Annotated in this window: 20 protein-coding genes and 1 pseudogene; 6 read left to right on the plus strand and 15 right to left on the minus strand. The window is 53.4% G+C overall.

Annotated elements, in window-relative coordinates:
• Positions 1-281 precede the first annotated feature (281 nt).
• Entirely contained in the window at positions 282-1,217 is a 936-nt protein-coding gene (locus tag ACR0IU_RS06215) for a LysR substrate-binding domain-containing protein (RefSeq protein WP_480455197.1), read from the minus strand.
• A 238-nt stretch (positions 1,218-1,455) separates the two neighbouring features.
• Between ACR0IU_RS06215 and ACR0IU_RS06220 the strand changes: the two genes are divergently transcribed.
• From ACR0IU_RS06220 to ACR0IU_RS06240, 5 genes are all read left to right on the plus strand, one after another.
• A complete protein-coding gene (locus ACR0IU_RS06220; protein WP_010442423.1) occupies positions 1,456-2,409 on the plus strand; it encodes an ABC transporter substrate-binding protein in 954 nt (317 codons plus the stop codon).
• A gap of 82 nt (positions 2,410-2,491) precedes the next feature.
• Positions 2,492-3,520: a quaternary amine ABC transporter ATP-binding protein gene (locus ACR0IU_RS06225; RefSeq protein ID WP_010442422.1), complete on the plus strand. Its 1,029-nt coding sequence runs from the start codon at positions 2,492-2,494 to the stop codon at positions 3,518-3,520.
• Complete coding sequence (locus ACR0IU_RS06230; RefSeq protein ID WP_480715638.1) at positions 3,520-5,502, plus strand: ABC transporter permease; 1,983 nt, start codon at positions 3,520-3,522, stop codon at positions 5,500-5,502. Before ACR0IU_RS06225 ends, ACR0IU_RS06230 begins: the two co-directional genes overlap by 1 nt.
• 1 nt (position 5,503) lies before the next feature.
• A complete protein-coding gene (locus ACR0IU_RS06235; protein WP_480715639.1) occupies positions 5,504-5,875 on the plus strand; it encodes a cupin domain-containing protein in 372 nt (123 codons plus the stop codon).
• A complete protein-coding gene (locus ACR0IU_RS06240; RefSeq protein ID WP_480715640.1) occupies positions 5,872-8,271 on the plus strand; it encodes a trimethylamine N-oxide demethylase in 2,400 nt (799 codons plus the stop codon). Before ACR0IU_RS06235 ends, ACR0IU_RS06240 begins: the two co-directional genes overlap by 4 nt.
• A 960-nt stretch (positions 8,272-9,231) precedes the next feature.
• On the opposite strand, the gene ACR0IU_RS06245 is transcribed toward ACR0IU_RS06240, so the two are convergent.
• The 6 genes from ACR0IU_RS06245 to ACR0IU_RS06270 all read right to left on the minus strand — a co-directional run bounded on the left by ACR0IU_RS06245 (position 9,232) and on the right by ACR0IU_RS06270 (position 14,565).
• Complete coding sequence (locus ACR0IU_RS06245; RefSeq protein ID WP_170781408.1) at positions 9,232-9,909, minus strand: aspartate/glutamate racemase family protein; 678 nt, start codon at positions 9,907-9,909, stop codon at positions 9,232-9,234.
• A gap of 7 nt (positions 9,910-9,916) precedes the next feature.
• Complete coding sequence (locus tag ACR0IU_RS06250; RefSeq protein WP_480715641.1) at positions 9,917-10,639, minus strand: ABC transporter ATP-binding protein; 723 nt, start codon at positions 10,637-10,639, stop codon at positions 9,917-9,919.
• A gap of 3 nt (positions 10,640-10,642) precedes the next feature.
• Positions 10,643-11,425 carry an ABC transporter ATP-binding protein gene (locus ACR0IU_RS06255; protein WP_170674986.1) on the minus strand — a complete coding sequence of 261 codons (783 nt, stop codon included), beginning with the start codon at positions 11,423-11,425 and terminating at the stop codon, positions 10,643-10,645.
• Entirely contained in the window at positions 11,422-12,408 is a 987-nt protein-coding gene (locus ACR0IU_RS06260; protein ID WP_170546952.1) for a branched-chain amino acid ABC transporter permease, read from the minus strand. Before ACR0IU_RS06260 ends, ACR0IU_RS06255 begins: the two co-directional genes overlap by 4 nt.
• Before the next feature lie 4 nt (positions 12,409-12,412).
• The gene (locus ACR0IU_RS06265; RefSeq protein WP_010442322.1) at positions 12,413-13,282 is read right to left on the minus strand and encodes a branched-chain amino acid ABC transporter permease; all 870 of its coding nucleotides are present in this window, start codon (positions 13,280-13,282) and stop codon (positions 12,413-12,415) included.
• Positions 13,283-13,377: 95 nt separating this feature from the next.
• On the minus strand, positions 13,378-14,565 hold the full coding sequence (locus ACR0IU_RS06270) for an ABC transporter substrate-binding protein (protein ID WP_480715642.1): 1,188 nt from the start codon (positions 14,563-14,565) through the stop codon (positions 13,378-13,380).
• A gap of 228 nt (positions 14,566-14,793) precedes the next feature.
• Between ACR0IU_RS06270 and ACR0IU_RS06275 the strand changes: the two genes are divergently transcribed.
• A complete protein-coding gene (locus tag ACR0IU_RS06275; RefSeq protein WP_480715643.1) occupies positions 14,794-15,504 on the plus strand; it encodes a GntR family transcriptional regulator in 711 nt (236 codons plus the stop codon).
• Between the two features lie 56 nt (positions 15,505-15,560).
• On the opposite strand, the pseudogene ACR0IU_RS06280 reads toward ACR0IU_RS06275, so the two are convergent.
• The 8 genes and pseudogenes from ACR0IU_RS06280 to ACR0IU_RS06315 all read right to left on the minus strand — a co-directional run bounded on the left by ACR0IU_RS06280 (position 15,561) and on the right by ACR0IU_RS06315 (position 25,543).
• Positions 15,561-16,241: pseudogene (locus tag ACR0IU_RS06280) on the minus strand (IS6 family transposase).
• 203 nt (positions 16,242-16,444) lie between these two features.
• On the minus strand, positions 16,445-17,356 hold the full coding sequence (locus tag ACR0IU_RS06285; RefSeq protein WP_480715644.1) for a glycosyltransferase family 2 protein: 912 nt from the start codon (positions 17,354-17,356) through the stop codon (positions 16,445-16,447).
• 7 nt (positions 17,357-17,363) lie between these two features.
• Positions 17,364-19,061 (minus strand): ABC transporter ATP-binding protein, encoded by a 1,698-nt coding sequence (locus ACR0IU_RS06290; RefSeq protein ID WP_480715645.1) that lies wholly within the window; start codon positions 19,059-19,061, stop codon positions 17,364-17,366.
• Positions 19,062-19,737: 676 nt separating this feature from the next.
• Positions 19,738-20,847 (minus strand): DUF4172 domain-containing protein, encoded by a 1,110-nt coding sequence (locus tag ACR0IU_RS06295; RefSeq protein WP_480715646.1) that lies wholly within the window; start codon positions 20,845-20,847, stop codon positions 19,738-19,740.
• Between the two features lie 153 nt (positions 20,848-21,000).
• Positions 21,001-22,056, minus strand: coding sequence for a plasmid replication protein RepC (gene repC / locus ACR0IU_RS06300; protein ID WP_480715647.1), 1,056 nt, complete (start codon positions 22,054-22,056; stop codon positions 21,001-21,003).
• 177 nt (positions 22,057-22,233) lie between these two features.
• The gene (repB, locus tag ACR0IU_RS06305) at positions 22,234-23,202 is read right to left on the minus strand and encodes a plasmid partitioning protein RepB (protein WP_480715648.1); all 969 of its coding nucleotides are present in this window, start codon (positions 23,200-23,202) and stop codon (positions 22,234-22,236) included.
• Positions 23,202-24,386: a plasmid partitioning protein RepA gene (gene repA, locus ACR0IU_RS06310; RefSeq protein WP_480715649.1), complete on the minus strand. Its 1,185-nt coding sequence runs from the start codon at positions 24,384-24,386 to the stop codon at positions 23,202-23,204. Before repA ends, repB begins: the two co-directional genes overlap by 1 nt.
• Positions 24,387-24,745: 359 nt before the next feature.
• A complete protein-coding gene (locus ACR0IU_RS06315; RefSeq protein ID WP_480715650.1) occupies positions 24,746-25,543 on the minus strand; it encodes a tyrosine-type recombinase/integrase in 798 nt (265 codons plus the stop codon).
• Between the last annotated feature and the right edge of the window lie 84 nt (positions 25,544-25,627).

A 25,627-nucleotide genomic window follows, 5' to 3' on the forward strand; every position in this document is an offset into this window, starting at 1 on the left:
CCGTAGGGCAGCAGATCATCACTGGAAATGCCCAGCTTGGCACCGATCTCCTGAATCGGCTTCTTGTTTGCCTCACGGGCAATCTCAATATCGGATTTATAGCTCATTGGGCTTTGGACTCCCTGCAAAAATAGGCCGAACGAATTCAGACCCGTCCGCAAATGCGACCCGGGGCGGAATCAGATACTTTCTTTACGGTAAATATTTATTCCCTTCGGTCAACCTTTGAATTTCAGAGACATTGAAGGAAAGAACATTTCTCGCGCGATAGCACCATCGGATCACGCGTAACGTTTGCGCCCTGCGCTGAGCCCTAACAACCAATCCTCGACGATGCGTCGCTCGGGAAATGATTTTTGCGTTGGGCTCTTCAGAAGAAAATATCCCGACTGCGTCCGTACCGATATGTCCTGGATTGGTCTGACCAACGCACCGCTTTCAAGCAGGGGGTCAACAAGATGGGCCCAACCCAGTGCGACGCCCAAACCATCAACTGCTGCTTGTATAGAGAGAGGATAGGTGTTGAAGGCCACAGCGCGTTCCATCAATGAGGTGGAAATTCCATTGCTGCCAAGCCAGGTATGCCAAGTCATCCATTCTGCGTGGCTGCTGGTCACCTCAATCAGATCCAATTCCGGCAGCGCGGATAGTACTGCCGCCTTCGGATTACTTTTGAGATAATCAGGGCTGCACACAGGGAAAACGGTTTCCCCGAACAAAAGCTGCGCCTCATATCCGGGCCAATCCCCTTCCCCGCGCAATATCGTCAGATCCATAGAATCAGACAGGCACTCCGCGTCGCTGTCCGAAGACACCAGCGAAATACGGATGCGGCCATTGGATTTGTTGAACTTACGCAGCTGCGGCATCAACCAGAGCGACGCGACAGAGTTGGTCGCGGAGATCGACACCGTATTGGCCTGATGTTTGGCCAACATATCACGGCTGACGTCTCGCATCAGATCCAGCGACTTTTCAACGGTCGCCAGCAATATGGCCCCTTGCTGTGTCAGCGAAACCGACCGATGACCTCTGACAAACAAGGGTACGTCATAATGTTGCTCCAGCAGACGTACTTTGCGGCTGATTGCTGTTTCCGAAATGTTGAGCACCTTGCTGGCCTGCGCAAAACTCTGGGCCTTGGCGGCCGCTTCAAAAGCCAAAAGGTAGTCGAGCGGTGGAAGAACCTTCCCGGTAACTGGTGCTTTCTTTGGCATCTGACGGCGGATTCCCAATCTGAAGCGGATTGCAATCAAAGAACATTCGCCTGCGTCAACTGGAAACCGTTCAGGCAACTGACTGTTAAGATAGTAAAAAAATGAATTAGCCTCAAGATTTTATGGGCAACGCCTCTCAAATTTCTGTTCTGCGTTTCGCGCAAATTTGGGCAGAATGCGCAAATTCGGGGCCGGAAGAGCCCTCAATCCAATATCGAACGTCACTCAGGGAGCAATCATGAAACTTTCAAACCTACTTTCTGCTGCAACCTTGGCAGCGGTAGCGGGCACCGGTGCGATCGCAGAAGACAGCAGCGATCCGATCGTCATCCCAATTCACAACTGGTCCAGCCAAATCGTTATGTCTTACGTGGTCGGCCAGTTGTTCGAAGAGATCGGTGATAATGTCGAATACGTCACGACCGACAGTCAGGCGGTCTACGAGTCGGTGCGTCTGGGCGACGTCACGCTTGAGATGGAAGTCTGGGAAGGCGCATTTGGAGCATCCTTCCGCGCGGCTCTGGAAAAGGGTGGTCTGCATGATGCGGGCGACCACGATGCCGTCACCCGCGAGGACTGGTGGTATCCGATGTGGACCAAAGAGTCCTGCCCCGGCCTGCCCGACTGGAAAGCTCTGAACGACTGTGCGCATCTGTTTGCAACAGCGGAAACCGGCGACAAAGGCCGATATCTGGACGGTCCGGTTGACTGGTTGAAGCATGGTAAAGAGCGTGCCGAAGCGCTGGATCTGAACTTCACCGTTATCAATGCGGGTTCGGCGGCGGCCCTGTGGGCTGAAATTGGCGCAGCAGAAGCGGACAAGAAGCCGGTTCTGGTCTTCAACTGGACACCCAACTTTGCCGAAGCTGTCTGGCCTGGTGAGTTTGTCGAATTTCCTGCCTGGGAAGATGGATGCGACAAAGACCCATCCAAAGGTCCGAACCCGGATGCGCTGTATGATTGTGGTAACCCGGCAACCGGTTACCTGAAAAAGGCCGCTTGGGATGGTATGAAAGACAAATGGCCTGCTGCCTACTGTGTATTGACTGAAATTTCTTTCACAAATCCGCAGATCGCGGAGATGGCCAAGCTGGTCGATACGGACGAGCTGGAACCGGAAGATGCAGCGGCCGAATGGCTGGACGCAAACCGCTCTGTTGTTGATCCCTGGATCAGCGCCTGCAGCGGATAATCCGGTCATACGCAACGAAACTGGCGCGGCCTTGCTGATCTCATTGAAGCAAGGCCGCGCTTAACAAGAAAGAAAGGCAGCCATGTCCGCCACAGCGCCTGTAATCTCAGCCCAAAATGTCTGGAAATTGTTTGGGCCTTCGCCCGAGAGCTATCTGAAGTCCATGCCGGCTGGCCGTAGCTTCGACGAGATTCGTGCGGACGGCTACATTGCTGGGGTCAAAGACGTCTCGATTGAGGTTGGCCGGGGCGAAATGCTGGTCATCATGGGACTGTCCGGATCAGGCAAATCAACTCTGGTGCGGTGCTTTTCGCGCCTGCACGACATCACCGGCGGTACGATCAAAGTTGATGGTCAGGATATCATGGGCCTGAGCGAGCGTGACCTGATCGAATTGCGACGCAACAAGATGGGCATGGTGTTCCAGTCCTTTGGCCTGCTACCGCACCGTACGGTCTTGGATAACGTGGCCTTCCCGCTGGAAATGCGTGGTCAGGATCGCCATGATCGCCGTGAACGTGCGCTGGAAGTCATCAAACTGGTCGGCCTTGAGGGTCGCGAAGAATATTTTCCACGCGAGCTTAGCGGTGGACAACAGCAAAGGGTCGGCATCGCCCGGTCCCTGGCGATTGAGCCGGACATCTGGTTTCTGGATGAGCCGTTCTCCGCACTTGACCCTTTGATCCGACGTGAAATGCAGGATGAATTCCTACGGCTACAAGAGATGTTGGGTAAAACCATTGTCTTTATCACCCATGATTTTGACGAAGCGCTGCGTCTGGCGGACCGGATCGCGATCATGCGCAATGGCGCGGTGGAACAATGCGATACGCCGGACCAGATCGTCATGAACCCCGCTACGGAATACGTGGCGAAATTTACCGAGGACATCGACAAAGCCCGCGTGGTGCATGCGAAAGGGCTGGCGAAACCAGTCAATGGACACGCTTTGGAAGGCGCACCAATCAATGGTGGCGCAACGATCCACGAACTTGCGCGGGTTCTGGTCAATGACAACCGCATCCTTTTGCCGGTTGCAAATGACAAAGGCGTTGTCACCGGTGTACTGGAGCGCGACACCGCACTGAATGTCCTGCTCGGAGCCGAATAATGGCGACGCTGTCGACAGATCTGACAGAGACATCAGACAAGCCATGGGGACGTTCCCGTGTACTTACTGTGCTGCTTGCCGTGGCCTTCGCACTGATCCTTGCCAAGGCAGTTGGTATTCTGCCTGAATGGCTAAACCGCATCCCCGAAGCCGCCATCCCACCCACTGCGCAGGTTCTGGACGCAATTTTCAGCTTCATCCAAAATGACCTTGGCTTGATTTATGTAACCCGCTTTATCGCGGAAGGTCCTCTAGAGTTTCTGCTGGACACGTCAGCAAACCTATTGGAAGGCAAGCGTCGCTGGCCCTATCTGGGACCAATCCCATGGTCTGCGATTGCCGCCGTCGCTGGGGTTGTTGGATACGCTGTCGGTGGTTGGCGGTTGGCCGCCCTGGGCGCTGGAACCTTTATCTGGACGGCTGCGATCGGTCAGTGGAAGATCGCCATGCAAACAATGTCCGTGATCGTCGTCGCGGCGCCATTGGCGTTTCTGCTGGGTCTGGCGCTTGGTATCGCCGCGTGGAAATATGGCTGGTTCGAGCGGATGTTGAAGCCCATTCTGTCTGTGCTTCAAACTCTGCCCTTCTTTACCTATCTGCTGCCCGCTGTGATTTTCTTCAAGGTGGGGCCAACCGCTGGAGCCGTAGCAACAATTACCTTTGCCATCCCGCCTATGATCTTGATGACAACGCTGGGGCTAAAAAAGGTCAGCCCTGAAGTGATCGAGGCGGGCCAAATGTCCGGCTGCACTCGCTGGCAGATGCTGCGCCATGTCTATGTTCCGGCAGCACGCACCGAAATTCTAGTCGGCGTAAACCAGGTGATCATGCTGTGTCTGGCCATGGTGGTTCTGACCGCCTTTATTGGCATGCCCGGACTTGGTGCCAAGTTGCTGGCAATGATGGGCAGCTTCAAACTGGGCCGTTCCTTCGAGATCGGGGTTACCATCGTTCTTCTGGCCGTGACGCTGGACCGGATGTCCAAGGCCTGGGTGGTCAAGCAACCGGTTCACTTTGAACGCGGCACCCCCTGGTGGAAGCGGCACCAGACCTCACTGGTCGCGCTGGGTCTGTTTGTCGGTTTTATCCTGCTCTCGCGGCTGTTCCCGATCCTTGCCGAAGTCGGCCGCAAGCAGCACCTGAGCCAAGGCAAGGAAATTGACGTGGTAATCAAGTCGTTTCTGGCGATCGATGCCATCAAGGGAACGACCGAATGGTTGCGCTGGTTCCTGAACGTCAAGGTTCTGATCCCGTTCCGGAACACGTTGCTGGCGATCCCTACCCCCGCCTTCATCCTGCTGGTCGTTTCCTTTGCATATTGGATCGGTGGTCGCCGCCCAGGTATATATGCGGCGGTTTTCTTTACCATCGTCGCATTCTCGGGTTGGTGGGACCGATCTGTGATCACTCTATACACAGTTATTTCGGCTGTTGCTCTGGCCACCTTGATTGGCATACCGCTCGGCGTAATCGCAGCCCGATCAGAACGTTGGTCAAAAAGCATCCTTCTGGCCTGCGACACAGCACAAACTTTCCCCAGCTTCATCTATCTGATCCCGGCAATCATGCTGTTCGGCGTTAATGACGTAGCTGTTGTGTTCTCGATCCTAATCTTCGCCGCGGTACCATTGATCCGGTACACCATTATTGGCCTTAGCAGCGTACCTTCGGAAATGACCGAAGCGGCAGACATGTCTGGATCAACGCGGCGGCAAAAGCTGATGTCAGTTCAGTTCCCGCTGGCACTACCGACAATGGCAGTTGGGTTCAATCAGGCCATCATGTTTGCCTTCTTCATGGTCATCATCGCGGCCTTCATCGGCACTCAGGATCTGGGACAAGAGCTGCAGCGAACGCTGGCCGGTACCGAGTTGGGCAAAAACTTTGTCCTCGGCCTGAACGTGTCGCTGATGGCTCTGACCTTTGACATGGCCATCAGCAGCTGGACGGAACAGCGCAAGAAGCGATTGGGGCTCGATTAGGATGTCACAACAGCAAAACATGCGTACGGTCACCCGTTTCGACGATACCGGCTTTGTCAGAATGCATATGAAAGACCGGCCCGACGCACAGGTCTGGTGGAAGAATGTCAGCTTTGACGAGGATACCGGGCAAGGCAGCAATCTGATGAAGATGGCGCCGGGCGCACGCTCGAACCCCCACATCCATCACGGTCCGGAAGAGTTCTTTGTCCTCGAAGGTGACCTGACCGATCACGACGGGTTTCGTTATCACAGCGGAGATTTTGTCAGCTTTCCCGCCGGGTCTAGCCACTTTTCGCGCACCGAAACAGGATGCCTTTTGGTGGTCATGCACCGCGGCGCGACCGAAGCTATTCAGGAAGGTGCATTATGAATGTGAAGCCGGTCTTCGAAGTGCCATATGAACGCAGCGGGGTTCTGGCTCCTGGCCTTCCAATCCTGCCCCATGGCACGGAACGTCATCCCGTCCCTGGCACAGGATCGCGTGCGGTTCCGGTGTCCAAAGGCGACACGATCACATTGTTGGATCGCGATGGGATGCAACCCGCCGAGATGGTGTTCTTTGCCCCGGATCGAAGCTCGGACGCTGCCATGCTTGGCGCGCAGGGGCACGGGCGACCAGAGGGGCTGATTGCAACTCTGGCGAATGGCTCGGCTTCGGGCAAGAAAGTGCTGCGCGCGTTAGAGGTTGCAGGTTTCGACATCGGACGCGGGGATGCAGTCAGGGCCTTCTCAGATGGATCACGCCCCGGCGACATGGTGCATTTCGTGGCGGAAAGTGACGGCCTTTTGATCGTCGCCGCACCCGGTCAGGCGATGCGCCCTGAAGACAATAACCCACCGACCGACATTATCCTGTACATTCAGCGTGCCGCTCCCGGCTTGGGAAAACCCGACGTGGGCCCGCCCGATCCGCTGGCCGACCCACTTAAGGATATCAACATTCAGCCTGGCAACGCCAAATCCTATGAGGTCAAAGCCGGAGAGTTCATCCAGATCGTGGATATCAGGGGCCGCGAATGCTCAGACTTTCAGGCGTTCAGCCGACGTGCATTGGATCAGGGGATCGAGCGCGAGATTGATCCCACCACGACACGCAGCCTGATGGGCAGCTTGTATCCGCAACCAGGTATATTCTCGAAATACTGGTCAGTGGATCAGGAACCCCTAGTTGAGATCGTGCAGGATACGTGCGGCCGTCACGACACGTTCGGGCTGGCCTGCACAGCAAGGTATTATGAAGATCTGGGCTATCCTGGCCATGTCAATTGCTCGGACAATATCAACAAGGATCTGAGCCAATATGGCATCCGTCCCCGCGCAGGTTGGTCCGCGATCAACTTTTTCTTCAATACAATGCTGGACGATAGCAATGCCATAGGTATGGATGATCCTTGGTCGCGACCCGGAGATTTCGTGCTGCTGCGCGCGCTGACGGATCTTGTCTGCGTCAGTACCGGCTGCCCCTGCGACATCGACCCGGCCAATGGCTGGAATCCAACCGACATTCAGGTGCGAACTTACAAAGCGACCGAGGATTTTAAACGGTCCTACGGCTACAGAAAATCTGCGGAGGCGGATGTGGAAGAAACCAAGAAAACAGCATTTCACGACTGCTTTGCACGTCATACCCGTGATTTTGTCGAATATAACGGATATTGGCTGCCCAACACGATGACCAATCATGGCGCAATCGCAGAGTATTGGGCCTGTCGAGACAAAGTCGCCGTAATGGATCTGAGTCCACTGCGCAAATATGAGGTTGTTGGCCCGGATGCCGAAGAACTGATGCAGCTTTGCGTGACCCGCAACATGAAGAAGCTGAGCGTCGGTCAAGTTGTCTATACGGCAATGTGCTATGAACATGGCGGCATGATCGACGACGGCACTATCTATCGGCTGGGTGAGACCAACTTTCGATGGATTGGTGGCAACGACACCAGCGGTTTGTGGCTGCAGGAACAAGCGCGTAAGCGCAACATGAATGTCTGGGTTCGAAACTCTACAGATCAGTTGCACAACATCGCGGTACAGGGGCGGCACAGCCGCGACATTCTTTCCAAAATCTTCTGGACGCCGCCTCAGCAACCGACGATCGAAGAACTGCCATGGTTCCGGCTTACCGTCGCACGTGTGGGCGATGTACAGGGGACGTCAGTAGTTATTTCCCGAACCGGTTATTCCGGTGAACTTGGATACGAGATCTTCTGCCACCCCAAAGATGCCGTCGAAATCTTTGATCGCGTCTGGGAAGTCGGTCAGGAATATGACGTCGCACCGCTCGGGCTTGCGGCACTCGACATGTTGCGGATCGAAGGTGGATTGATCTTTGCCGGGTCGGAATTCGACGATCAGACGGACCCGTTTGAAGCAGGCATCGGCTTTACTGTGCCACTAAAGTCAAAAACCGACGATTTCATCGGACGGGCGGCAATCGAAGAGCGCCAAGCACACCCGCACCGTAAATTGGTCGGTTTTGAAGTCGAAGGTGGCACGGTCCCCTCGCCCGGCGATTGCGTGCGCGTTGGAAAAGCGCAGGTTGGAGAGATTACAAGCGCAATGAAATCGCCCGTTCTTGGCAAGGTCATCGCATTAGCCCGGGTTTCAGTTACCCACGCCACCATTGGGGCAGACATTGAAATCGGACAGTTGGACGGGCAGCAAAAGCGATTGAAAGCTAGAATCGTTCCATTCCCGCATTTCGACCCGACAAAAGATCGCGTGAAAGGGATTTACGCAGAAGCGACGGTTCCGGATGCTGCAGAGTAGCCACAAAAAAGGTGACGATATTCGAGTTCATCATGACCAATTGTCGCCAGACCTCAAATATGCACTCGTCATTCGACTTTGGGATTGTGCCAAAAACGGGTATTTTCAGACTGCTACTCTTTCAAATCACCTCAGTCGCTTTACTGGCATTGTATTCAATACCCGGTTTGGCGGACGAATGTGATCGGATTACTATGCTGGAAAACTATGAAAATTCTGCTGTCGCACCCGAAGGCGCTATCTGTGAAACCTTTGTGGGGTTGGCTGGTACCAAGGGCATTTCTTGTTTTTGATTATTTTCGTATCGAAGCGATTACACAGAGCTATTTTTTCGCAACGCTTGGCTGGAAGTTATACGCTGTCGCGAAGGTATCAGCCAATCAATTTCCAACCCTGTGAATCACCCTGACAGCTACAAATTGCGGGAACTGATAACAAAGCGGGGCGCATATCGTGTGTCAAAGAAGGACAAGAACCAGAAAAACCAAACTTCAGTTGTGGTGGGTTTCATAAACCACAATTAAGAAGCCCTTCCGCCTCGCGACCGTCCCGATGGCGAACAAATTAGCCAGAATCATCTAGGCAATGTTGACAAAACAAAACAAGAACTGACAGACAATCGTTTGAGCCTGCCCAGAGATGCTAGACGCTTAATGTGATGATGCAAAACGAAGTCAACCAAGAGTAAAGGCACCCCGACCAAGGTCGCGGCCCTTAGAGGTCGTTTGGCCGATAGGAACCTTGCTTGCGGAACTAATCAGGGTCATCGGCAATAGCCGCACCAAGTAGAACTGCTGGCTGGGAGATGCGGAAGCGGTCGCACTCCATCGATATCATCCGACGACCTTAGCAAACCCGCCGCAATGCCTGCCTGAACTGCAGATCGAACACCGACCGTACTCTCGCTAGAAAATATACCCTGATAATTCTGCCCGAGTTCTTCTAATCCGGACAATCGGATCAGGAATAGGAACAAAGTTTCGAAGTCGTGAGCTTAGCTTTGACCAAGGCTTCGGCAAAGGTAACGGCACAGGCCACTCCATCGACAACGGGCAAATTGAATTCTTCCGATAGATGCGACATGAGGTCAGTCATCCCCGCGCAGCCCAACACAATGGCCTCAGCCCTATCTTCCTCGATGGCAGCGCGAATTTCGACCCTTATCTTGTCGATTGTCACCGGATCGTTTTCCTCGAGCTTCAGAACCGGCACATCCGATGCCCGAACTCGAACGCAGCGACGATCCAGACCGTATCGCAACAAGTTAGCCTCCAGCCCTGCCAAAGACCGGGACAATGTAGTGATGACACTGAATTTTGGACTGATCATAGATGCCGCATGGTAGGCCGCTTCCCCAACACCGATGACTGGCGCCGAAGTGACGCAGCGCACGGCGTCGACCCCAGTATCGTCGAAACAGGCCACAACAATTGCATCTGCGTCCGGATGCCCGTTCACAACCTCCAGCAATCCGGGAACGCAGGTAGAGACATCCAGATAGCCCTGTATGCTGGCGGGACCGTCTTGGGAAGTGGCAGCGATAATCATGGTTTCAGGATGCGCAGCCGCCCGCGCTGCCTCTTCTATCTTTCGCGTCATGGAACTGGTAGTGTTGGGATTGACGACTAGAAGTTTCACAACATCCTCACACTTCTCCGCCCAGGTAGGCAGCTTTTATCCGCGGATCGGTCAAAAGTTCCTTGGAGTTTCCTGAAATGACCACATTTCCTGTCGTTAGCGCATAGGCGCGGTGAGAGATCGACAGCGCCATGCGCGAGTTCTGCTCGACTAGCAGCACCGACACTCCTTCGTCCCGGTTGATCGCCACTATTGAGCGCGCAATGTCCTGAACCAACTTGGGCGCGATGCCCAGCGAAGGTTCATCCAGCAGCAGTAGTCGAGGTTTGGCCATCAAGGCGCGCCCGATCACCATCATCTGCTGTTCGCCGCCCGAGAGTGTACCAGCAGACTGGCTATAGCGCTCTCTCAGACGCGGAAACCGTTCCAGAATAGAATCCAAGGTGCGGTGCACATCCGCTTTATTTGAACGGGTGAATGCCCCCATCAGCAGGTTGTCTTTGACCGTCATATAAGGAAAGACCCGCCGCCCCTCTGGCACCATCGCAATGCCTTTCGAGACTATCTCAGCCGGGTTGGTTCCTGCGATATCTTCGCCCTCGAACGCAACCGAACCGGACTTGATCTTCGCCAGCCCAGTGATCGCCCGCAGGATGGAGCTTTTGCCCGCACCATTGGCTCCGATAAGGGCGACGGTTTCACCTTGCTCAAGATCAATCGACACGCCCTTCAGCGCATAGACGTGATCGTAATAAAGCTCGACATCATTGAATTCCAACATCTTGCTCATGGCTCAGATCCCGATCTCGTCATCGGCGCTGCCCAGATAGGCTTCGATGACCTTTTCGTTGTTCTGGATTTCCGCCGGGGTGCCCTCGGCGATCATTTCGCCGAAATTCAGCACCACGATCCGATCCGAGATGTTCATCACTGCGGGCATGTCATGTTCCACCAACAGCACCGTGACACCTCTGTCATCGCGCACCTTGCGGACCAGATTGACCATTTTCATGGTCTCGTCGTGGTTCATGCCCGCAAAAGGCTCATCCAGCAACAACACCTTGGGATCGGTGGCCAGACCGATGGCGATCCCCAGCGCGCGCAAATTTCCCTGCGGCAGGTTCGAAGCCTGTTCGTTGGCGATCTCGGTCATGCCAAGAAATTCGATCAGGTCATCGGCATACTGGCCAAAACTGTCGACGTCTTCATGTGCCGTTTTCGTGCCCCAGAAATACCCGGCCAGCGAGGCACGCGCACGCAGGTGCTGAGCGACGATGACACTTTCTCGCACGGTCATTGACTTGAAGATCGTGGTTTCCTGAAAGGTACGGACCACCCCCTTGCGCGCCACCACATGCGGTTTCAGGTTCGAAATCCTCTCACCCTTGAACAGCACTTCTCCGGCGGTCGTCGGCAGAAACGACGAGATCATCTTGAACAAGGTGCTCTTTCCGGCACCGTTTGGTCCAATCACCGACAGGATCTCGTTTTCATTGACGTTGAATGAGATATCGCTGTTGGCGGTCAACCCGCCGAATTTTTTGGTGACGTGGCGAACTTCAAGAAGATGGCTCATTTGTCATCTCCTTTCTTGCCCGGCAGCCGCAGGCTAAGCAGCCCGTTCGGCAGGAACAGCATCAGGATGATCAGCAGGCTGGAATAGGCGAGCAGTTGGAAGCGACCCAATTCGAACAACAGATCCCATCCAAAATACAGAACCAGTGTGCCCAACATCGGGCCAAACACATAGCCCAGACCACCGAGGAAACAGTTCAGCATGAAGTTCACACTGTCAGCGACCTGAAAGCTGGACGGATAGACCGATTGTGCAATCGATCCGAACATGGCTCCGCCAATGCCGCCCAGAAAGGAGGAAATAGCAAAGATGATGATGCGGATATATGAGATATTCACGCCAATGGAACTGGCGAGTTCCTCGTTCTGCTGCATCGACCGGCACAGGTGGCCGAGGCGCGAATTCACCAGCCGGTACATGGCGGCAAAGGTCAGCACCATAAGCACACAGGCCGAGTAGTAGAAGGCCAGCCGTGGATTCTCGAGGGTCGCGAAATCCGGGATCAGGGTAAGACCCAGGATCGACACACCCCCGGGAAGCGGGATCGAGGTAATCCCCTTGGCCCCATTGGTGACGGGCAAGGCCAGCGCGGTCAGGGTGACGACCTGCGTCAGTACCAGCGAGATCATCGCAAAGTACACCCCCCGCAGCCGCAGGATCGGTAAGCCAATCAAGACGGCAACCCCTGCCGCAAACAGACCCGCCAGCGGCAGAGACAACCAAAAGGACATGCCAGCCTTCGTCACAAGAATGGCCGAGACATAGGCTCCGATCAGGGCAAAAGCGCCCTGCCCGATATTGATACGGCCAATATAGAAAGTCAGCCAGACACCGGCACTGGCAATCGAAAGCAGCGCAACCGAGGTCAGCGTATAGTAAAGGTCAGACCGCCCGGACGCCGCGATAAAGCCGGGAACGGCAACGAAGATGGCCAGTAGGAAAAACGCCAAACCGGCCCATTGGATCGTGGAAAGTTTCGGCACAGTGTTAACCCCACGGTTTACCCATCAAGCCCTGCGGGCGGATGGCCAGGAAAATCATCAGTGAGACGAAGATCAGTAGATATGTGATATCGCCGTATTGCGACAGAACCGCCAAACCGATGGCTTCCATAAAGCCAAGGATGATGCCGCCTGCAATCGCGCCGGAAATCACGCCTGCGCCGCCGATCATTACCATCATGAAGGCTTTGATCGAGGTCGGTCCGCCCATGCCCAGATTGACGCCTGTGATGGTCACCAGCAGACCTCCTACCAGACCAGCCAGCATCGCACCTAGGGCAAACCCGATCATAGAGTACCGGGCAACATTCACACCCATAAGCTGGGCCGCGGTTCTGTCCTGCGCCAGCGCACGCAAGGCGCGGCCGGTTTTGGAATATTGCATGAACAGAATGAAGGTAACGATTGAGAGAATGGCCAGCACGCAGATCAGGATCCGATCATAAGGCATGATCAGCCTGAAATCCCAGTTGAAGACACCGTCGACAATCTTGGGCACGCCACGCTGTTTTTCTCCGAAGACAAGCAGGATGACCGCGTCAAACAGAAACGCCAGTCCCGCCGCCAGCAGCATTGTGCTTTCTTCGCGCGACGATCGTCGTATCACTGGCGCAAACAAGAACCGTTCGATGAGTGCGCCAAGTACTGCCAGGGTGATACAGGACGCAAGCAACGCCAGGATGAATGGCCAACCAAGCTGCCCGTAAAAGGTGTAAGTGACGAAGCCGCCGAGAACGTACATCTGTCCGTGAGCAAAATTCAGTACGTTCATCAGGGCGAAGATCAGCGTCAGTCCTAAGGCGATCATCGCATATTGCGCGCCCAGATAGATGCCATTTGCTAGTATCTGTTCCATTGGAGTCCCGCGTAAGGTTCGGGTATCCCGGGCTGATCATCAGCCCGGGAGGGATTGAGGCTCGGTAGGCGATTGCCTTGGTTGGGAGTATTGCCTCAGTCGACTTCGGCGACAAAGAGTGTTTCAAACTCTCCGTCTTGGTAGACATTTACCACCAGCGGAACCGCGATCTGACGCTTTTGCCCGAACGATGTCGTGCCGACATACCGCATCTTAGCATCGCCCTTCATGAAGGGATTTGGTGCTTCGAACGTGTCCATTGTGGTCTGGAAAGCGTTCACATCGTCGATACCTGCCGGATTGGCGTTTAGCGTCGCCAGAATATACTCCAGCGCATAGACCTTGGTATTCGACTCGTCGTTATATTCGCCGAACATGTCAGTGTAGCGCTTGACGAATTCCTTCATGTCATCCGATGCGATTTCAGGGGTCGAAGCACCACCCACCGAGATGAACCCGTTGGCCAGATCACCTGCGCCTTCGCGCAAAACCGTCGCATCCTGCGCCGTCTCAGTTGAAATTATGCCCTGGAACCCAAGCTCTCGAGCCGAACGGATCAGCTGAGGGGCATTGGCCGGTGAAACACCTGACAGGACCAGCAGATCAGGTTGTGTCCGCATGACCGGCGTCAGAACTGGGGTAAAGTCCGTAGTGTCCACCTGATACGTCACATTGTCAGAGACAACTTCAAGACCCAGCGCATTGGCCGCAGCGATCCCGCCGTCACGCTGGCTCAGCGGATCAGACTCGTTGGCAGCAACAAAAGCCACCGTCTTCACGCCCTTTTCGTCCTTCAGATACTTATAAATCGCTGGACCTGACTGGTAGTTTGCAACCATGCCCAGAACCGCATTCGATGCCGGCGCTGTGTAAAGCTCTTTGGGGAAAGCATATGGAAAATACATGATCCCTTTTGCTTCGGCAACTGGGCGAACTGCGGCTGCGCCGTCATCCACGTTAGGACCAACCACATAGTGGATCCCTTCCTGCGCCATTTTTTCCATGCCAGCGATCGCACGTTTGGGGTCTTTCTGATCGTCGAATGAAACGATTTCGATATCGTAAGTGGTATCGCCAATCTGGTAACCGCCGGATTCGTTAATCCAGTCTGCCCTCGCCTCCATCGATCGCTGGTTAGAGATGCCCCAAGCCGCCGCCGGACCCGAGGTTACCCCGACAAAGCCGATCTTAAGTACGGGGTTATCCGCCCAGGCAGCCGAGCTAAGCACGGATGCGGTCAAGGCCAATGCGACCGAGGATTTAATCAGTTTTCTACGTTTCATTCTTTCCTCCCTATGAGGTCTCAGCGCCTCTTCTGGGCGCTTGGCGAAGTAAACAATGCGACCGGTCGAATCCCGGAATGCCTCTTGGATACTGCATTGTTAACAATCTGTGTCAACACTTTTAGTGAACGTGATTGTTGATATAGCAAACAGAAGACCGATATATTGTCAGTTAGAAGTTGTACGGTTAAGTACGATCGACATGTATTCCTGCCAAATCGGAACAAGATGACAGACGCCCAACAAAAACTCGACGCCGTCCAATCCGATCCGGATGAACAATTGATAGTTGACCGAATTTATTCTGCGGTCATGGAACAGAAGCTGGCGCCTAGAACCAAATTGAGCGAACAAACCTTGTGTGAGACTTTTGGCGTAGGCCGAATGCGCGTTCGCCGAGCTTTGTTGTTATTGAGCAGCCAAGGCATTGTTGAACTGCACTCCAACCGTGGCGCCTTTATAGCTTGTCCAAGCCCTGACGAAGCTCGAGAGGTTTTTGAGGCCCGCTTGATGATTGAATCTGGCATCGTACGTACACTGGCACATGAGAACGGCAGCCTAGGAATCGACGCGCTACGGACACATGTCAAAGAAGAAGATGAAGCTCGGGCAGCAAATGATCGAACTGAGATCATCCGGCTTTCAGGTGAATTTCATGTGGAACTGGCCAAATGCCACAACAATTCGGTACTTACACGCGTTGTGCGCGAGTTGGTGACCCGGTCATCTCTGATCGTGGCATTGTTTGGAACTAACAGGGACTCTTCGTGTCCCGATGATGAGCACGCCTCGATCATTGATGCGATCGTGAGTGGTTACCCACAATCCGCGGAAGACAACATCCAACACCACCTCCTCCACGTAAAAAACAGTCTGGATTTGGAACAAACCCGAAAGGTTGAACCCGATCTGGCTAAGATACTCACCGGGCGCATGTAACTTGGTACTGTTGCGAAGTGTTCCGATGTTTAAAGAAGTACATCTGACCTTCATTGTTATGCGAGCAGTTCTCTGAATTGTTGAAAGGGACAGAGACCGGGCATGATTTGATCTTTGCGGATCATGTGCGCCACTTCGATTCCGTCGAGGGTTGCCGCCGCTTAAGCAAATGCCTTGAACCCTAGCATTGGCCGGATGCGTCTCTTGATGAAACGATGGTCCTGTTCCACGATGTTGTTCAGGTATTTCCGCCTGACCACCTCAATCGGGATCGGGCAACCAAAGCCTTTCTGCATCTTGTTTATGGCCTTGATGCCAGCCGTGTTAGTTCCGCTTTTGTCGATGACAATCTTCCGTGGTAAACCATTGACCTCCAGTATCCGAGCGAAGAAGCTCGTCGCGGCAGGCTTTTTTCGATGTGGTGAAAACATGAAATCAAGCGTTTTGCCGTATTTATCGACGGCCCGATAGAGATAGACCCACGCACCCTTCACCTTGATGTAAATCTCATCCATTCTCCAAGAGCGATCACATGGCCCTTTCCTGCGGCGCGCTACATCAGCAATTGCGCATGAGCATTGTGTCACCCATCGGTTCAGTGTCGCATGATCAACCGATACACCGCGTTCTGCCATGATTTCTTCCAGATCTCGGTACGACACGCCGTATCGGACGTAAAAGAAGACTGCGAATAGGATGACATCCTTCGGATATTGCGCACCTTTGAAAGAAATCATGGACCACCCTTCAACTGGATAGTGTCGTTCGCCACACATGCGCTAAAGCCACGAAGGTCAATGGATAAGAGTTTGCAACAGAGCCATCATCAACGCGCCTTAATAATCAAAATATTATACTTATGACTACTACACAAAAGCCTAGTTTCGCAAAGAATTTGAGTTTTCAAACCAAGTACATGAAGAGATCTGTTTAATTAGCCCTATTTCCGCTGATCGGCGCGTCGTAGCCAGAGCAGACGAATAGTTTCAGTTATCTTCACCACTCGAAGAACATAATGGACACCCCAAACTCCAAGGGCTCGTCGGGTAGATAGATCGGATTTTCCAAGAAGATTTTTCAGAGTCTTAAACGACGGGATCAGCTTGTGAACGGGTGGTATGTAATTCACAATTCCACGCTTCGCGTTCCTACGCAAACGCGCGCCTTCAATTCGGCGGGCTTTGGTGATGTGTTCACCAAGACTTCTACGCGCTGGATGTCTTACGATGGCTTCCTCGGCAAAAAGGATAGGTTCGCCTGCAGCTTTTGCGCGATCGTTCCACTCCATATCACCACCTGACAAAACCGTGTCGTTGAACCGACCGACTTGATCTATCACACTGCGACGCAAAATCAGGTTGGCAGTAACAGCTCTGCCACGCTCAACCCACTTCTGCTGCTCCAGACCAAGATGAACGTCATACAATTCCGTTGTCGTCCATTCTTCCCCGTTAGGGATCAGAACAACATTGCCTCCGAACCGCCCAACCTCAGGGTGATCCTGGGCTATCTTCAATCCAGCTTCCAGATACTGTTGGACAGGCTGACAATCTGAATCGGTAAAGAAAAATAGGTCGGCATTCGCGTCATCGATACCGCGATTTCGTGCCGCGTATGAGCCTGGCTTTGCTTCGCTCAATATACGAGCGTTTGCAGGCAAGCGAAACTCAGACGGAGTTTGGTCGGAAGGATCATTGTTTACCGCAATAATCTCAAACTGATCGGCATTCAGGGTCTGGGAAGCCAAACAGTCCAGACAGATCTGCAGTTGATTCCAACTGTGGTAAGTTGGAATAATGACGGTCGCGGCCAGTGGTTGCCGCGCCGGTCGTCTTGCAGATTGCTGCGTCAAACCAAGCTCACTCTGCGCTAACTGCGTTAGAATACTGATGGTCGTACAAAGTTTTGAAGGGGCCTTGTTCTTTCAGCAATTGTTTGGCGCTCCCTTGCTCCAACACTTCTCCACTTTCGATCACAACAATTTTGTCCGCGTGCATAATCGTTGAAAGGCGGTGCGCAACGATAATTGTTGTACGCCCCTCCGTAAGCCTGCTTAGCGCTTCCTGCACCAGATGTTCCGACTTTGAATCCAGCGCACTCGTCGGCTCGTCCAGCAACAGAATGGGGCTATCGCGCAACAACGCCCGGGCGATCGCAAGGCGCTGTTTCTGACCGCCAGATAAGAAGGCCCCGTTTTCGCCCACCATGGTGTCAAAACCCTTCTCCAAGGTCATAATGAACTCATAGGCATTTGCGGCCTTGGCGGCCTCGATCACGTCCTCTTGTGTCGCTCCCTCTCGGCCAAAGCGAATATTGTCGGCGATCGACGCTGAGAACAGAAAAGTCTCTTGGCCGACAAAGGACATATTCTGGCGCAACGTCTTGAAAGAGGCGTATTTTATGTCTTGGCCATCGATCGAAATCGAACCACTAGTTGGATCATATAGGCGCAATGCAAGGTTCAGGATGGTCGACTTTCCGCCACCAGATAAGCCAACCAAAGCGGTCGTCTTGCCGGCTTCAAAGGTCAACGAAAGCCCCTTCAAGATCGGATCGCGCCGGGCGTAGCCGAATACAACATCGTCAAACACGACCTCACGAGACCCTTCAGGCAGCTCCTTAGGATTAACTTCCTCAGGCAGGGTTTCCGGCTCGTCCAGCATGTTGAACAGCATTTTAACACGCCGCAAACCCAATTCCATCTTCACCCGCACCTTGGTTAAACGCTTTGCAGGTTCATACGCCATCATCACAGCGGTAACGAATGACATCAGTTCGCCCGGGGTAGAGGCCGCTGCACCAAACAACTTACCTGCACTCAGCCCGATGACCGACGCAATTGCAAATCCTGCCAGAATATCAGTTAGCGGGCTCGTTGCCGCTTGCAAGCGAGCAAGCTTATTTCTGCGTTTTTCGACGCTTTTCACAGCCGAATTCATTTGTTCGGCCATGCGTTCTTCTAAACCAAAGGACTTAACTACCCGAATTCCGGCCGAGGTCTCCTGAATGACTTTCATGATCGCGCCCATCGACTGCAGCTCCATATCCGCAATATCGCGGACCTTACGGAGCAGCATCCGAACCCCCAGAATTGCAAGCGGGCCGACGATTAGTGTAAAGAGGGACAAGACTGGTTGCTGATAGAACATCACGGCGAGCAAACCGATCAATGTAAGCATGTCTCGAACGGCGGTCGTGACAATTATTTCGATAACCGTCCGCGCAGCCTGTGCTGACTGTGTCACTCTCAACAGCAAATCCGAGCTTTCGGTCAGATTAAAGAAAGATACACCCTGCCGCAGAAGCTTGTCATATAGCTTGATCTGCTGTTTTGAAACGATCCGGTTCCCAGCGCGGGTCAATGCTACAACCTGGACGTAGGTGGCGACACCTTTAACCAAGAAAATAGTGAACACAGCCATCGAAACGCCAAAGATCTTGGCCGAATTTTCACTGTCGAACAGCGAGTCAACGACATCGCGCATGATGAACGCGATACCAGCTGTAGTCCCCGCCACAAACACCATCGCAATAATTGCAATGGTATACGGCAGCATTTGCTCCCGCATGTTCTCTGACAGCAATCGCCACAAGACGGAATCGCTTAGTACCGCCGCAAACTTTGATTTGATCTTTTGCAATGCACATGCCCACTGTGATCAGGATCGAGACATGTCTGTTATGACAGACTCATAAATCGTGTCCGCTAGATAGTCTCCCGCTCTCTATTGGGCAAGCCCACGCGGTATTCCGCCTTATTCCACGGTTTCGATGCGCAATATCCTGATCGGTGGGCCGACACAGGTATAAACCGCCAAAACCCGCCCTGACCACTTCTAAGCAATGCAATATCGCTGTTGATTTCATTGTTTTCCACCAACAGAACTTTTGTCAAACCTCCCCCTTGCACCTTCGCGCATTAAGACCACCGATTGGCTCAAGGAGCAGCAAAACTTATGTTCCAAGGCCGTGCTCTGCCGCTGGATCGTGCAAACATTATCGGTCGGTGAAATCTTTCATCAATTCTGTATCATGCAAGTAGTTCTTGGCCGACTCAGGTCGACCCACACCACACTTTTGCCAATGATGGGCATGATCCGTAGCAATTTTATTTGCGGCGGTTCACTTCTTGAACTGCTGGGAAGTCAATTGACCGCTCCGAAAAAGAAGACCCTCTAGTTTGCACCAGCAGCAAAAGTCAGCTATCCGCCCTTCGTGCCGTTTCTCCGCCCCCTACCCTTCCTGGTCCAACTTTAGCCAATAGCGTGTGTACCGGAGTTCACCCGTTCGGAGCAAAGCGCCCTTTTCTACCAGATCCTGGAGATCCCGCGTCGCTGTAGCGCGGGAAGTTCCCGTGATCGAGATATAGTTCTCGGCGCTTAGTCCGCCTTTGAACCCATCCGGCCCAGCCTTGAACAACCGGGCGATTACCTTGCCTTGGCGGGCGTTGAACTGATCGCGATGCCGGTCATAGAAATGCGTCTTGGATATGAAAAACCCAACCCGCTCAAGCGTTACCTGCTGTGCTGTAAGGACGGTCTCGGCAAACCAAACGAGCCATGGCGTGACGTCCAGCGTTTTTTGATGGCGTTCAAGGTTATCATAATATGCCCTCCGCTCTCGCTCGATCGTGAAAGCAAGGACAATCAGGCTTGGCTGACCAATATTTTGCGCCAGGGATTTTTCCGCCAGCGCCCTACCCAATCGGCTATTACCGTGTTCAAAGGGATGAATGCTCTCGAAATACAGATGGCTCAATCCGGCCCGCATCAGAGCTCGCAATGGTTCGGGACCATTTGGTGCAGTCCGATTGAACCAGGCTACGAACTGGTCCATTTTAGCCGGAACTTGTTGAGAAGGTGGCGCTTCAATATGCACGGTTGGGCGGTCGGGCCTACCTGAGACGATTTGCATCGCATCCTCATGGCCCCGATATGATCCAATCCTTTCCAGTTGCCTATCTTGGGACAGAAGCATGTCTTGCCACCGAAACAAGGTTTCGTGTGACAGTGGTTCCGAATAGCTGGAATAAACATCCACCATCATTTTAGAAACGCCCTGCTCGCGCGGTTTGGATGGATAGCTGTCGGGAGCCAGTCCAAGATGTCGGCGCAATAAAGATTGCACGCTGAGACGATCCAGTATCTCACCTTCGATCGCGCTGGTCTTCATCGCTTCTTCGCTTAGCAGGTCGATACGCAATTGATCTCGATCCGATGTGTTCATATGATGAACCGCTCCAAGAACTTCCCCTGAGGACAACAGGAACTGTTGCTCGTATGGTTCGAGTCTTGAGGCATCGTATCGAAATGTCGGCCGATCAGGGCTCTGCCAATTCCACATCGTGAGGTATAAGAATCCAGCCTATAACTCATTATTTATTACTTTTTGATCCATAGGGGTCAATCCCTTAGCTCGCCTTTTTCAAACTCTTCAGTCCGATCATCGATTGGATGTGTAATCTGCAAGCGGTAGATCTCATCCTCTGTCCCAAATTTACGTAGCATTGGAGGTTCGCGAGAGCATTGCCTTTGGAGACAGCTCTCCCTTTTCGATCTTAGCTAGCAATGAAATCAGGTAAGCCCCTGGATATTGTATGTTCTCAGCACGTTGAAAGATGTATCCGAGAATAATGAAGCGAATAGCTGGGCCAAACGTTGATTTCATTGCATACCAGGTTCGGCCAAGCCGTAAATACTCGGCGATATTATCCATAAGCCGATCACAGTGGTCTTGATCTTTTGCAAAGCGTAGTTCTGAGCATAGCCGTGGAAAACTGCGCTCCATTTGGGCTGGAGAAACCTGAATCTGAGAATGTTTTTCTTTTTTAACTTCCGGATTCAAAGAGTCCTCTTTGTGCCCCTCAATTTCACTGTCACTGGCCATCAAATTTTCTGTATCTGCCTGTGTTATCTGAGAAATTTCCACAGAGATTTCAGCCAGCAGTTCGCTGAGTACCTTCGCATCTGGTTTGCGACGTAGAGCATTGCGTACGGTGGTCATCAAATCAGAGATCGCGGTGTCATTTGCTACGAGGTCCCTGAGGCGCGCCAGAGCGGCGGAAACCTTGTCGCGGAGTATAGTGAACTCCAGAACTCGATCAGCATGCCTCTGGGCTTCCTGGATGAACTCAGCGTGCCTTTCAGACAATGGCATCAGTGAGAGCCCGGTCGCGGTGACCACCCTGCCATGTCGATCCCGGCGCGCCCATCGCTTGCCGTTTGCGCTCATTACGCGGCGGACAACTCCAAACTCAACCAGCGTCGAGATATGACGCTCAACTGTCTGCACGCTGACATGCGTTCGTTTGGCGATCGCCGCGTTGGAAGCGAAGCAGATGTGATGATCATCTTGGTCCGCAGCAATCTGATCACCGCCCACAAAGGAAATCATCGCTCTCAGGACATTGAGAGTTGTGGACTTTAGACCAAGAGGTTCTCGGGCCTCTTCAACCGCGCGAAGAAGGTTCCATTTTTTGGACGTACTACTCCCCTGCCCTGCCGTTGCCGACAAGGTTGCTCCATTTGGAGCCAATGCTGTTAGTGTTTTCATGATTATCTATCGGCAGACAAAAATAACCCGTTCGCTCAAGAGCGTTTTTTCTTGTGTGGCGATTCGGGTGCTGCTAGATTCTAGGTGTCTAATCTAAGAATTGCGCTTTGCGCAGCAGCCCTCGAAGCTCCGGTTTCGGGGGTTTTGTTTGTTTGCCTTCCTCCTTTCTGCTCGTCCTCAGTTCTTTTTCTCGGCGTTTACAGCTGTAAACTCAGCGTGTGAGCGCTTGATGATTTCAGCCATGTTTTTGTCCAACCAGCTAGCGAAGCCAGCGTTAGCTCCGGTCCTTTTGACCGAAACAGTTAGTGATCCGTTGGTGGACTTGATTGTAACGCCTTCGATTGGGCTGACTTCGGCCGCACCTTCTCTTTGCCGTGCACCACGTTTGGCAGCTGCTTTAACGAGCATTTCCAGCCGATCATCTGACGACATCGATGGCTCAATGGTTGCAAGCAGGTTTGCCGCTTCATCTTCCGCCAGCTTGCCTGCTACGAAGTGTTCTGCAAGCACGGTCCATTTTGGGCGGCCTGATTTTGGTGCTGCGCCGATCATGTTACCAATCTTTGCGGGAACATGTTGCGTAACTTTTGTCAGGTGAGACAGCCCTGATTTCGAAAGGTTCAATACCTGCCGCACCGTTGCAGAGTCATGCCCGGAAGTCAGGATCGCCTCGGCGAAACGTGCTTTCTCGTAGAAGGAAAGATTGCGCCTCGCAGCATTCTCAAGCCCCTTGGCGAGAAGCGCTGAAGCATCGTCGATATCCTGAACATTGGCGCGGACTTTAATACCGAGTTCACGACAGGCTTTGAGCCTCCTCCTCCCATAAATTGCCTCGTATCGACCGTCAGATTTCGATTTTCTGACAAGAATGGGAACTTGTTGGCCACCGTCTTGGATACTCGACATCAAGCTTTCAAAGCTATCGTCTTCCTCGTCAGTGTTTACAGCTGTAAACTCACCAAGCCTATCGGCTGGGCCCCAATCGTCGATCAAAGCAGGGTCAATTTCCCTGATTGCGGCCAGAGAGCCCTGAAGCGCACCAAGTGCAGGGGCATTGGGTTTTGGGGTTTTGTCGATGGTCTTGGGGCTAGAGCGCGCGATGGTGTTTGCGATCCCCGACATCTCCTGAAGCGATTTTCTAGCCATTAGCTGCGTCCCCATGCTTGATGGATCATTTGCTCTACCTCAGAGCCGATCGCATCCATTGAGTTCTTTGCCCGATCATAAGTTGCGCGTGTCATTTCCGACCGCACGACCTCGTAAATTGATTGTTTGAGCATTGTGGCGTCACTGATTGCGGTGCTTTTGAGGGCTGTAGCTGACATGACGCGATCCTGAAACAGTGCCCGCATGAACGAAGCTAGTTGTTGAGACGGTACATCTGTCGGCTCGTCACGCGTTATCAGGAATTTGAAATTATCGTATTCGAGTGTAGCGCCGGCATCTTCAATGACTGCCATGTAAGCGCCAGCGAGTTCGAGAAATTGGGCCGTCGAAGACACGTCCAGCATCGAAGGCGTCAGTGGCACAAGCAATGAACTAGCAGCGGCCATCCCGGCTATCGTTAAGAAGCCAAGTTGGGGTGGGCTATCGATCAGAACTAGGTCAAAATCGTCTTCTACCTGGGCCAGGGCATTCCGTATTCTCGTAAAGAACGGATGGTCCGGGTTGGAGTGTACGGCAGATTCTGTCTCGAACTCGGAAAGAACAAGCCGTGACGGTGTTACAGATAGTCCGGGGAAGTATGTCGGAAGCACAACGTCCGCCATACCTACCGGATCTTCGTATCGAATAGCATCATAAATCGTCAGCCCGTCAAACTCTATTTCCGGGCTGATGCCGCACATGGATGTAAGAGAGCCTTGAGGATCCAGATCAACAGCCAGTACACGATAACCGCGAAGCGCAAAATAGTGAGCTAGGTGAATTGTCGTGGTGCTCTTGCTGCTGCCACCTTTGAAGTTCATCAACTGCCAGACTTGGAGCTTTTCTCCCTCGGTCCGGCGAGGGATATAGCGCCCTTTTTTGCGAGAGGTTTTCTCAAGCGTTTCGCGGGTCTCCCAAAGCTCATGGGCGGAATAGTAACGTCGACCGCTGCGCACGTCTTTTGGTTCAGGAATCGTTCCTTCTGCGTGGACCTTGCGCATGAATTGACCTGAGACACCTAAGAGTTCAGCCGCTTCTGGGGCTGCAAAGTTGCGCAGTGATTTGGTGTTGTCGGGGGCAAACGCCGCAAGAAGATGTTCACGGATAGCCGAGTTTAACCTCTCAGAAATTTCCGTGGCGAGAGCCGATGGTCGTTCTGCCGCAAGTGGTGTCACGGGAATCATGTAGTTGCCTCAAATTAAAGAATGTGGTCATTTTTGCGCCACTTAAGACAAACAGCCGTGATTCATTGTTCTAAGTCAAGGATTTTCGCTTATATTGTAGGTTCTACAATGCTGTAAGCTATATACGCTTTGCTTCAGTGCCAAGTGGTTTACAGCTGTAAACCTTGTTGGAGCGGTTCTCGGCAATATAGCCGATGAAGTTCTGCCGTGAAAATAAAGCCCGCGCACAAACTCTTCTGAACGCTCCGCCTCGAGTTGAGCTTTTCATAGAGAGCAGTTGGTGCAATTAAGTAGCGGCTTGCTCACCAAGATAGTTAATGGGAAGGGCAGGGGGCCTATTGAGCGGACCGGGTACATCCTCACCCCAGTAGATCCGCCGCCGGATTTTCGGCGATATAGATGTCGTCATAATACTTTTGAGCCTGTGTGAGAGACCGATGCAGCGACAGGCGTATGGCGGCCTGGATCGGGGCGCCGTCCAGTGCGGCCTGGGTCAGAAACCCCGAGCGCAGTCCATGCGGCGAGGCAAATCCCTCGGGCAGTTCGGCAAGCTTCAGGGGCCGCTTGACGATCTGCGCGATTGCGTCCGGAGAGAGGCGGCGGGCCAACACTCGGTCGGACTTGGAGATCGGTCGGAACAAGGGGCCATCCTCGATCTCACTGACCTCGATCCAATGTACCAGAGCCTGCGCGGCGCGGCCCTTCAGTACCAGACGCGAGGTGTCGCCCTTGGCGGTGGTCTTGGTCTCCAGCAGAGACTGCCGGACCACGCCTGATTTGTTGAATTCCTTGAGAGAGACATCTTCACGCATCAGCCCGGTCAGCTCCGACCGCCGCCGACCACCCGAGGCCCAACTCAACATCAGGGTAGCACCGTCGCGGCAATCCCAATGCGAACCGCGGCAGGTGGCTGGCAGCTGCCCGAGGATGTCGCGGGTGATCGGGTGTCGCGATTTCGGAGGGGGCGGGCGGCGGGCCTTGGCACGGGCCTGATTCACCTGGGGTGGGCCAATTGGGCTGGTGAGGTTCTTCATTCTGTGGAAAGCCAGCCACGACGCGATGCGCCGATCCGGAGTCGACGGGGCCGGACAGGCCAGCGACTTGTGCAGCCCTTGTGCGATCAGCGCTTCTCCCGCCTGACAGGCGCTATCCTCCACAAGCGCGTCGCCAAGATCGCGCGAGTGATCCAGAATGAAGACGAGGGCAGTAGCCTCGGATTCCGGCCAGTCCAGCGCCGTCTC

The organism is Ruegeria sp. CL5 (assembly GCF_056536485.1).

What these genes read in the sequence shown, in the direction of transcription:
- ACR0IU_RS06215 (WP_480455197.1), bottom strand. Translation starts at nt 1,217, where the DNA reads ATGCCAAAGAAAGCACCAGTTACCGGGAAGGTTCTTCCACCGCTCGAC.
- ACR0IU_RS06220 (WP_010442423.1), top strand. Translation starts at nt 1,456, where the DNA reads ATGAAACTTTCAAACCTACTTTCTGCTGCAACCTTGGCAGCGGTAGCG.
- ACR0IU_RS06225 (WP_010442422.1), top strand. Translation starts at nt 2,492, where the DNA reads ATGTCCGCCACAGCGCCTGTAATCTCAGCCCAAAATGTCTGGAAATTG.
- ACR0IU_RS06230 (WP_480715638.1), top strand. Translation starts at nt 3,520, where the DNA reads ATGGCGACGCTGTCGACAGATCTGACAGAGACATCAGACAAGCCATGG.
- ACR0IU_RS06235 (WP_480715639.1), top strand. Translation starts at nt 5,504, where the DNA reads ATGTCACAACAGCAAAACATGCGTACGGTCACCCGTTTCGACGATACC.
- ACR0IU_RS06240 (WP_480715640.1), top strand. Translation starts at nt 5,872, where the DNA reads ATGAATGTGAAGCCGGTCTTCGAAGTGCCATATGAACGCAGCGGGGTT.
- ACR0IU_RS06250 (WP_480715641.1), bottom strand. Translation starts at nt 10,639, where the DNA reads ATGAGCAAGATGTTGGAATTCAATGATGTCGAGCTTTATTACGATCAC.
- ACR0IU_RS06255 (WP_170674986.1), bottom strand. Translation starts at nt 11,425, where the DNA reads ATGAGCCATCTTCTTGAAGTTCGCCACGTCACCAAAAAATTCGGCGGG.
- ACR0IU_RS06265 (WP_010442322.1), bottom strand. Translation starts at nt 13,282, where the DNA reads ATGGAACAGATACTAGCAAATGGCATCTATCTGGGCGCGCAATATGCG.
- ACR0IU_RS06270 (WP_480715642.1), bottom strand. Translation starts at nt 14,565, where the DNA reads ATGAAACGTAGAAAACTGATTAAATCCTCGGTCGCATTGGCCTTGACC.
- ACR0IU_RS06275 (WP_480715643.1), top strand. Translation starts at nt 14,794, where the DNA reads ATGACAGACGCCCAACAAAAACTCGACGCCGTCCAATCCGATCCGGAT.
- ACR0IU_RS06290 (WP_480715645.1), bottom strand. Translation starts at nt 19,061, where the DNA reads ATGCTGCCGTATACCATTGCAATTATTGCGATGGTGTTTGTGGCGGGG.
- ACR0IU_RS06295 (WP_480715646.1), bottom strand. Translation starts at nt 20,847, where the DNA reads ATGTGGAATTGGCAGAGCCCTGATCGGCCGACATTTCGATACGATGCC.
- repC (WP_480715647.1), bottom strand. Translation starts at nt 22,056, where the DNA reads ATGAAAACACTAACAGCATTGGCTCCAAATGGAGCAACCTTGTCGGCA.
- repB (WP_480715648.1), bottom strand. Translation starts at nt 23,202, where the DNA reads ATGGCTAGAAAATCGCTTCAGGAGATGTCGGGGATCGCAAACACCATC.
- repA (WP_480715649.1), bottom strand. Translation starts at nt 24,386, where the DNA reads ATGATTCCCGTGACACCACTTGCGGCAGAACGACCATCGGCTCTCGCC.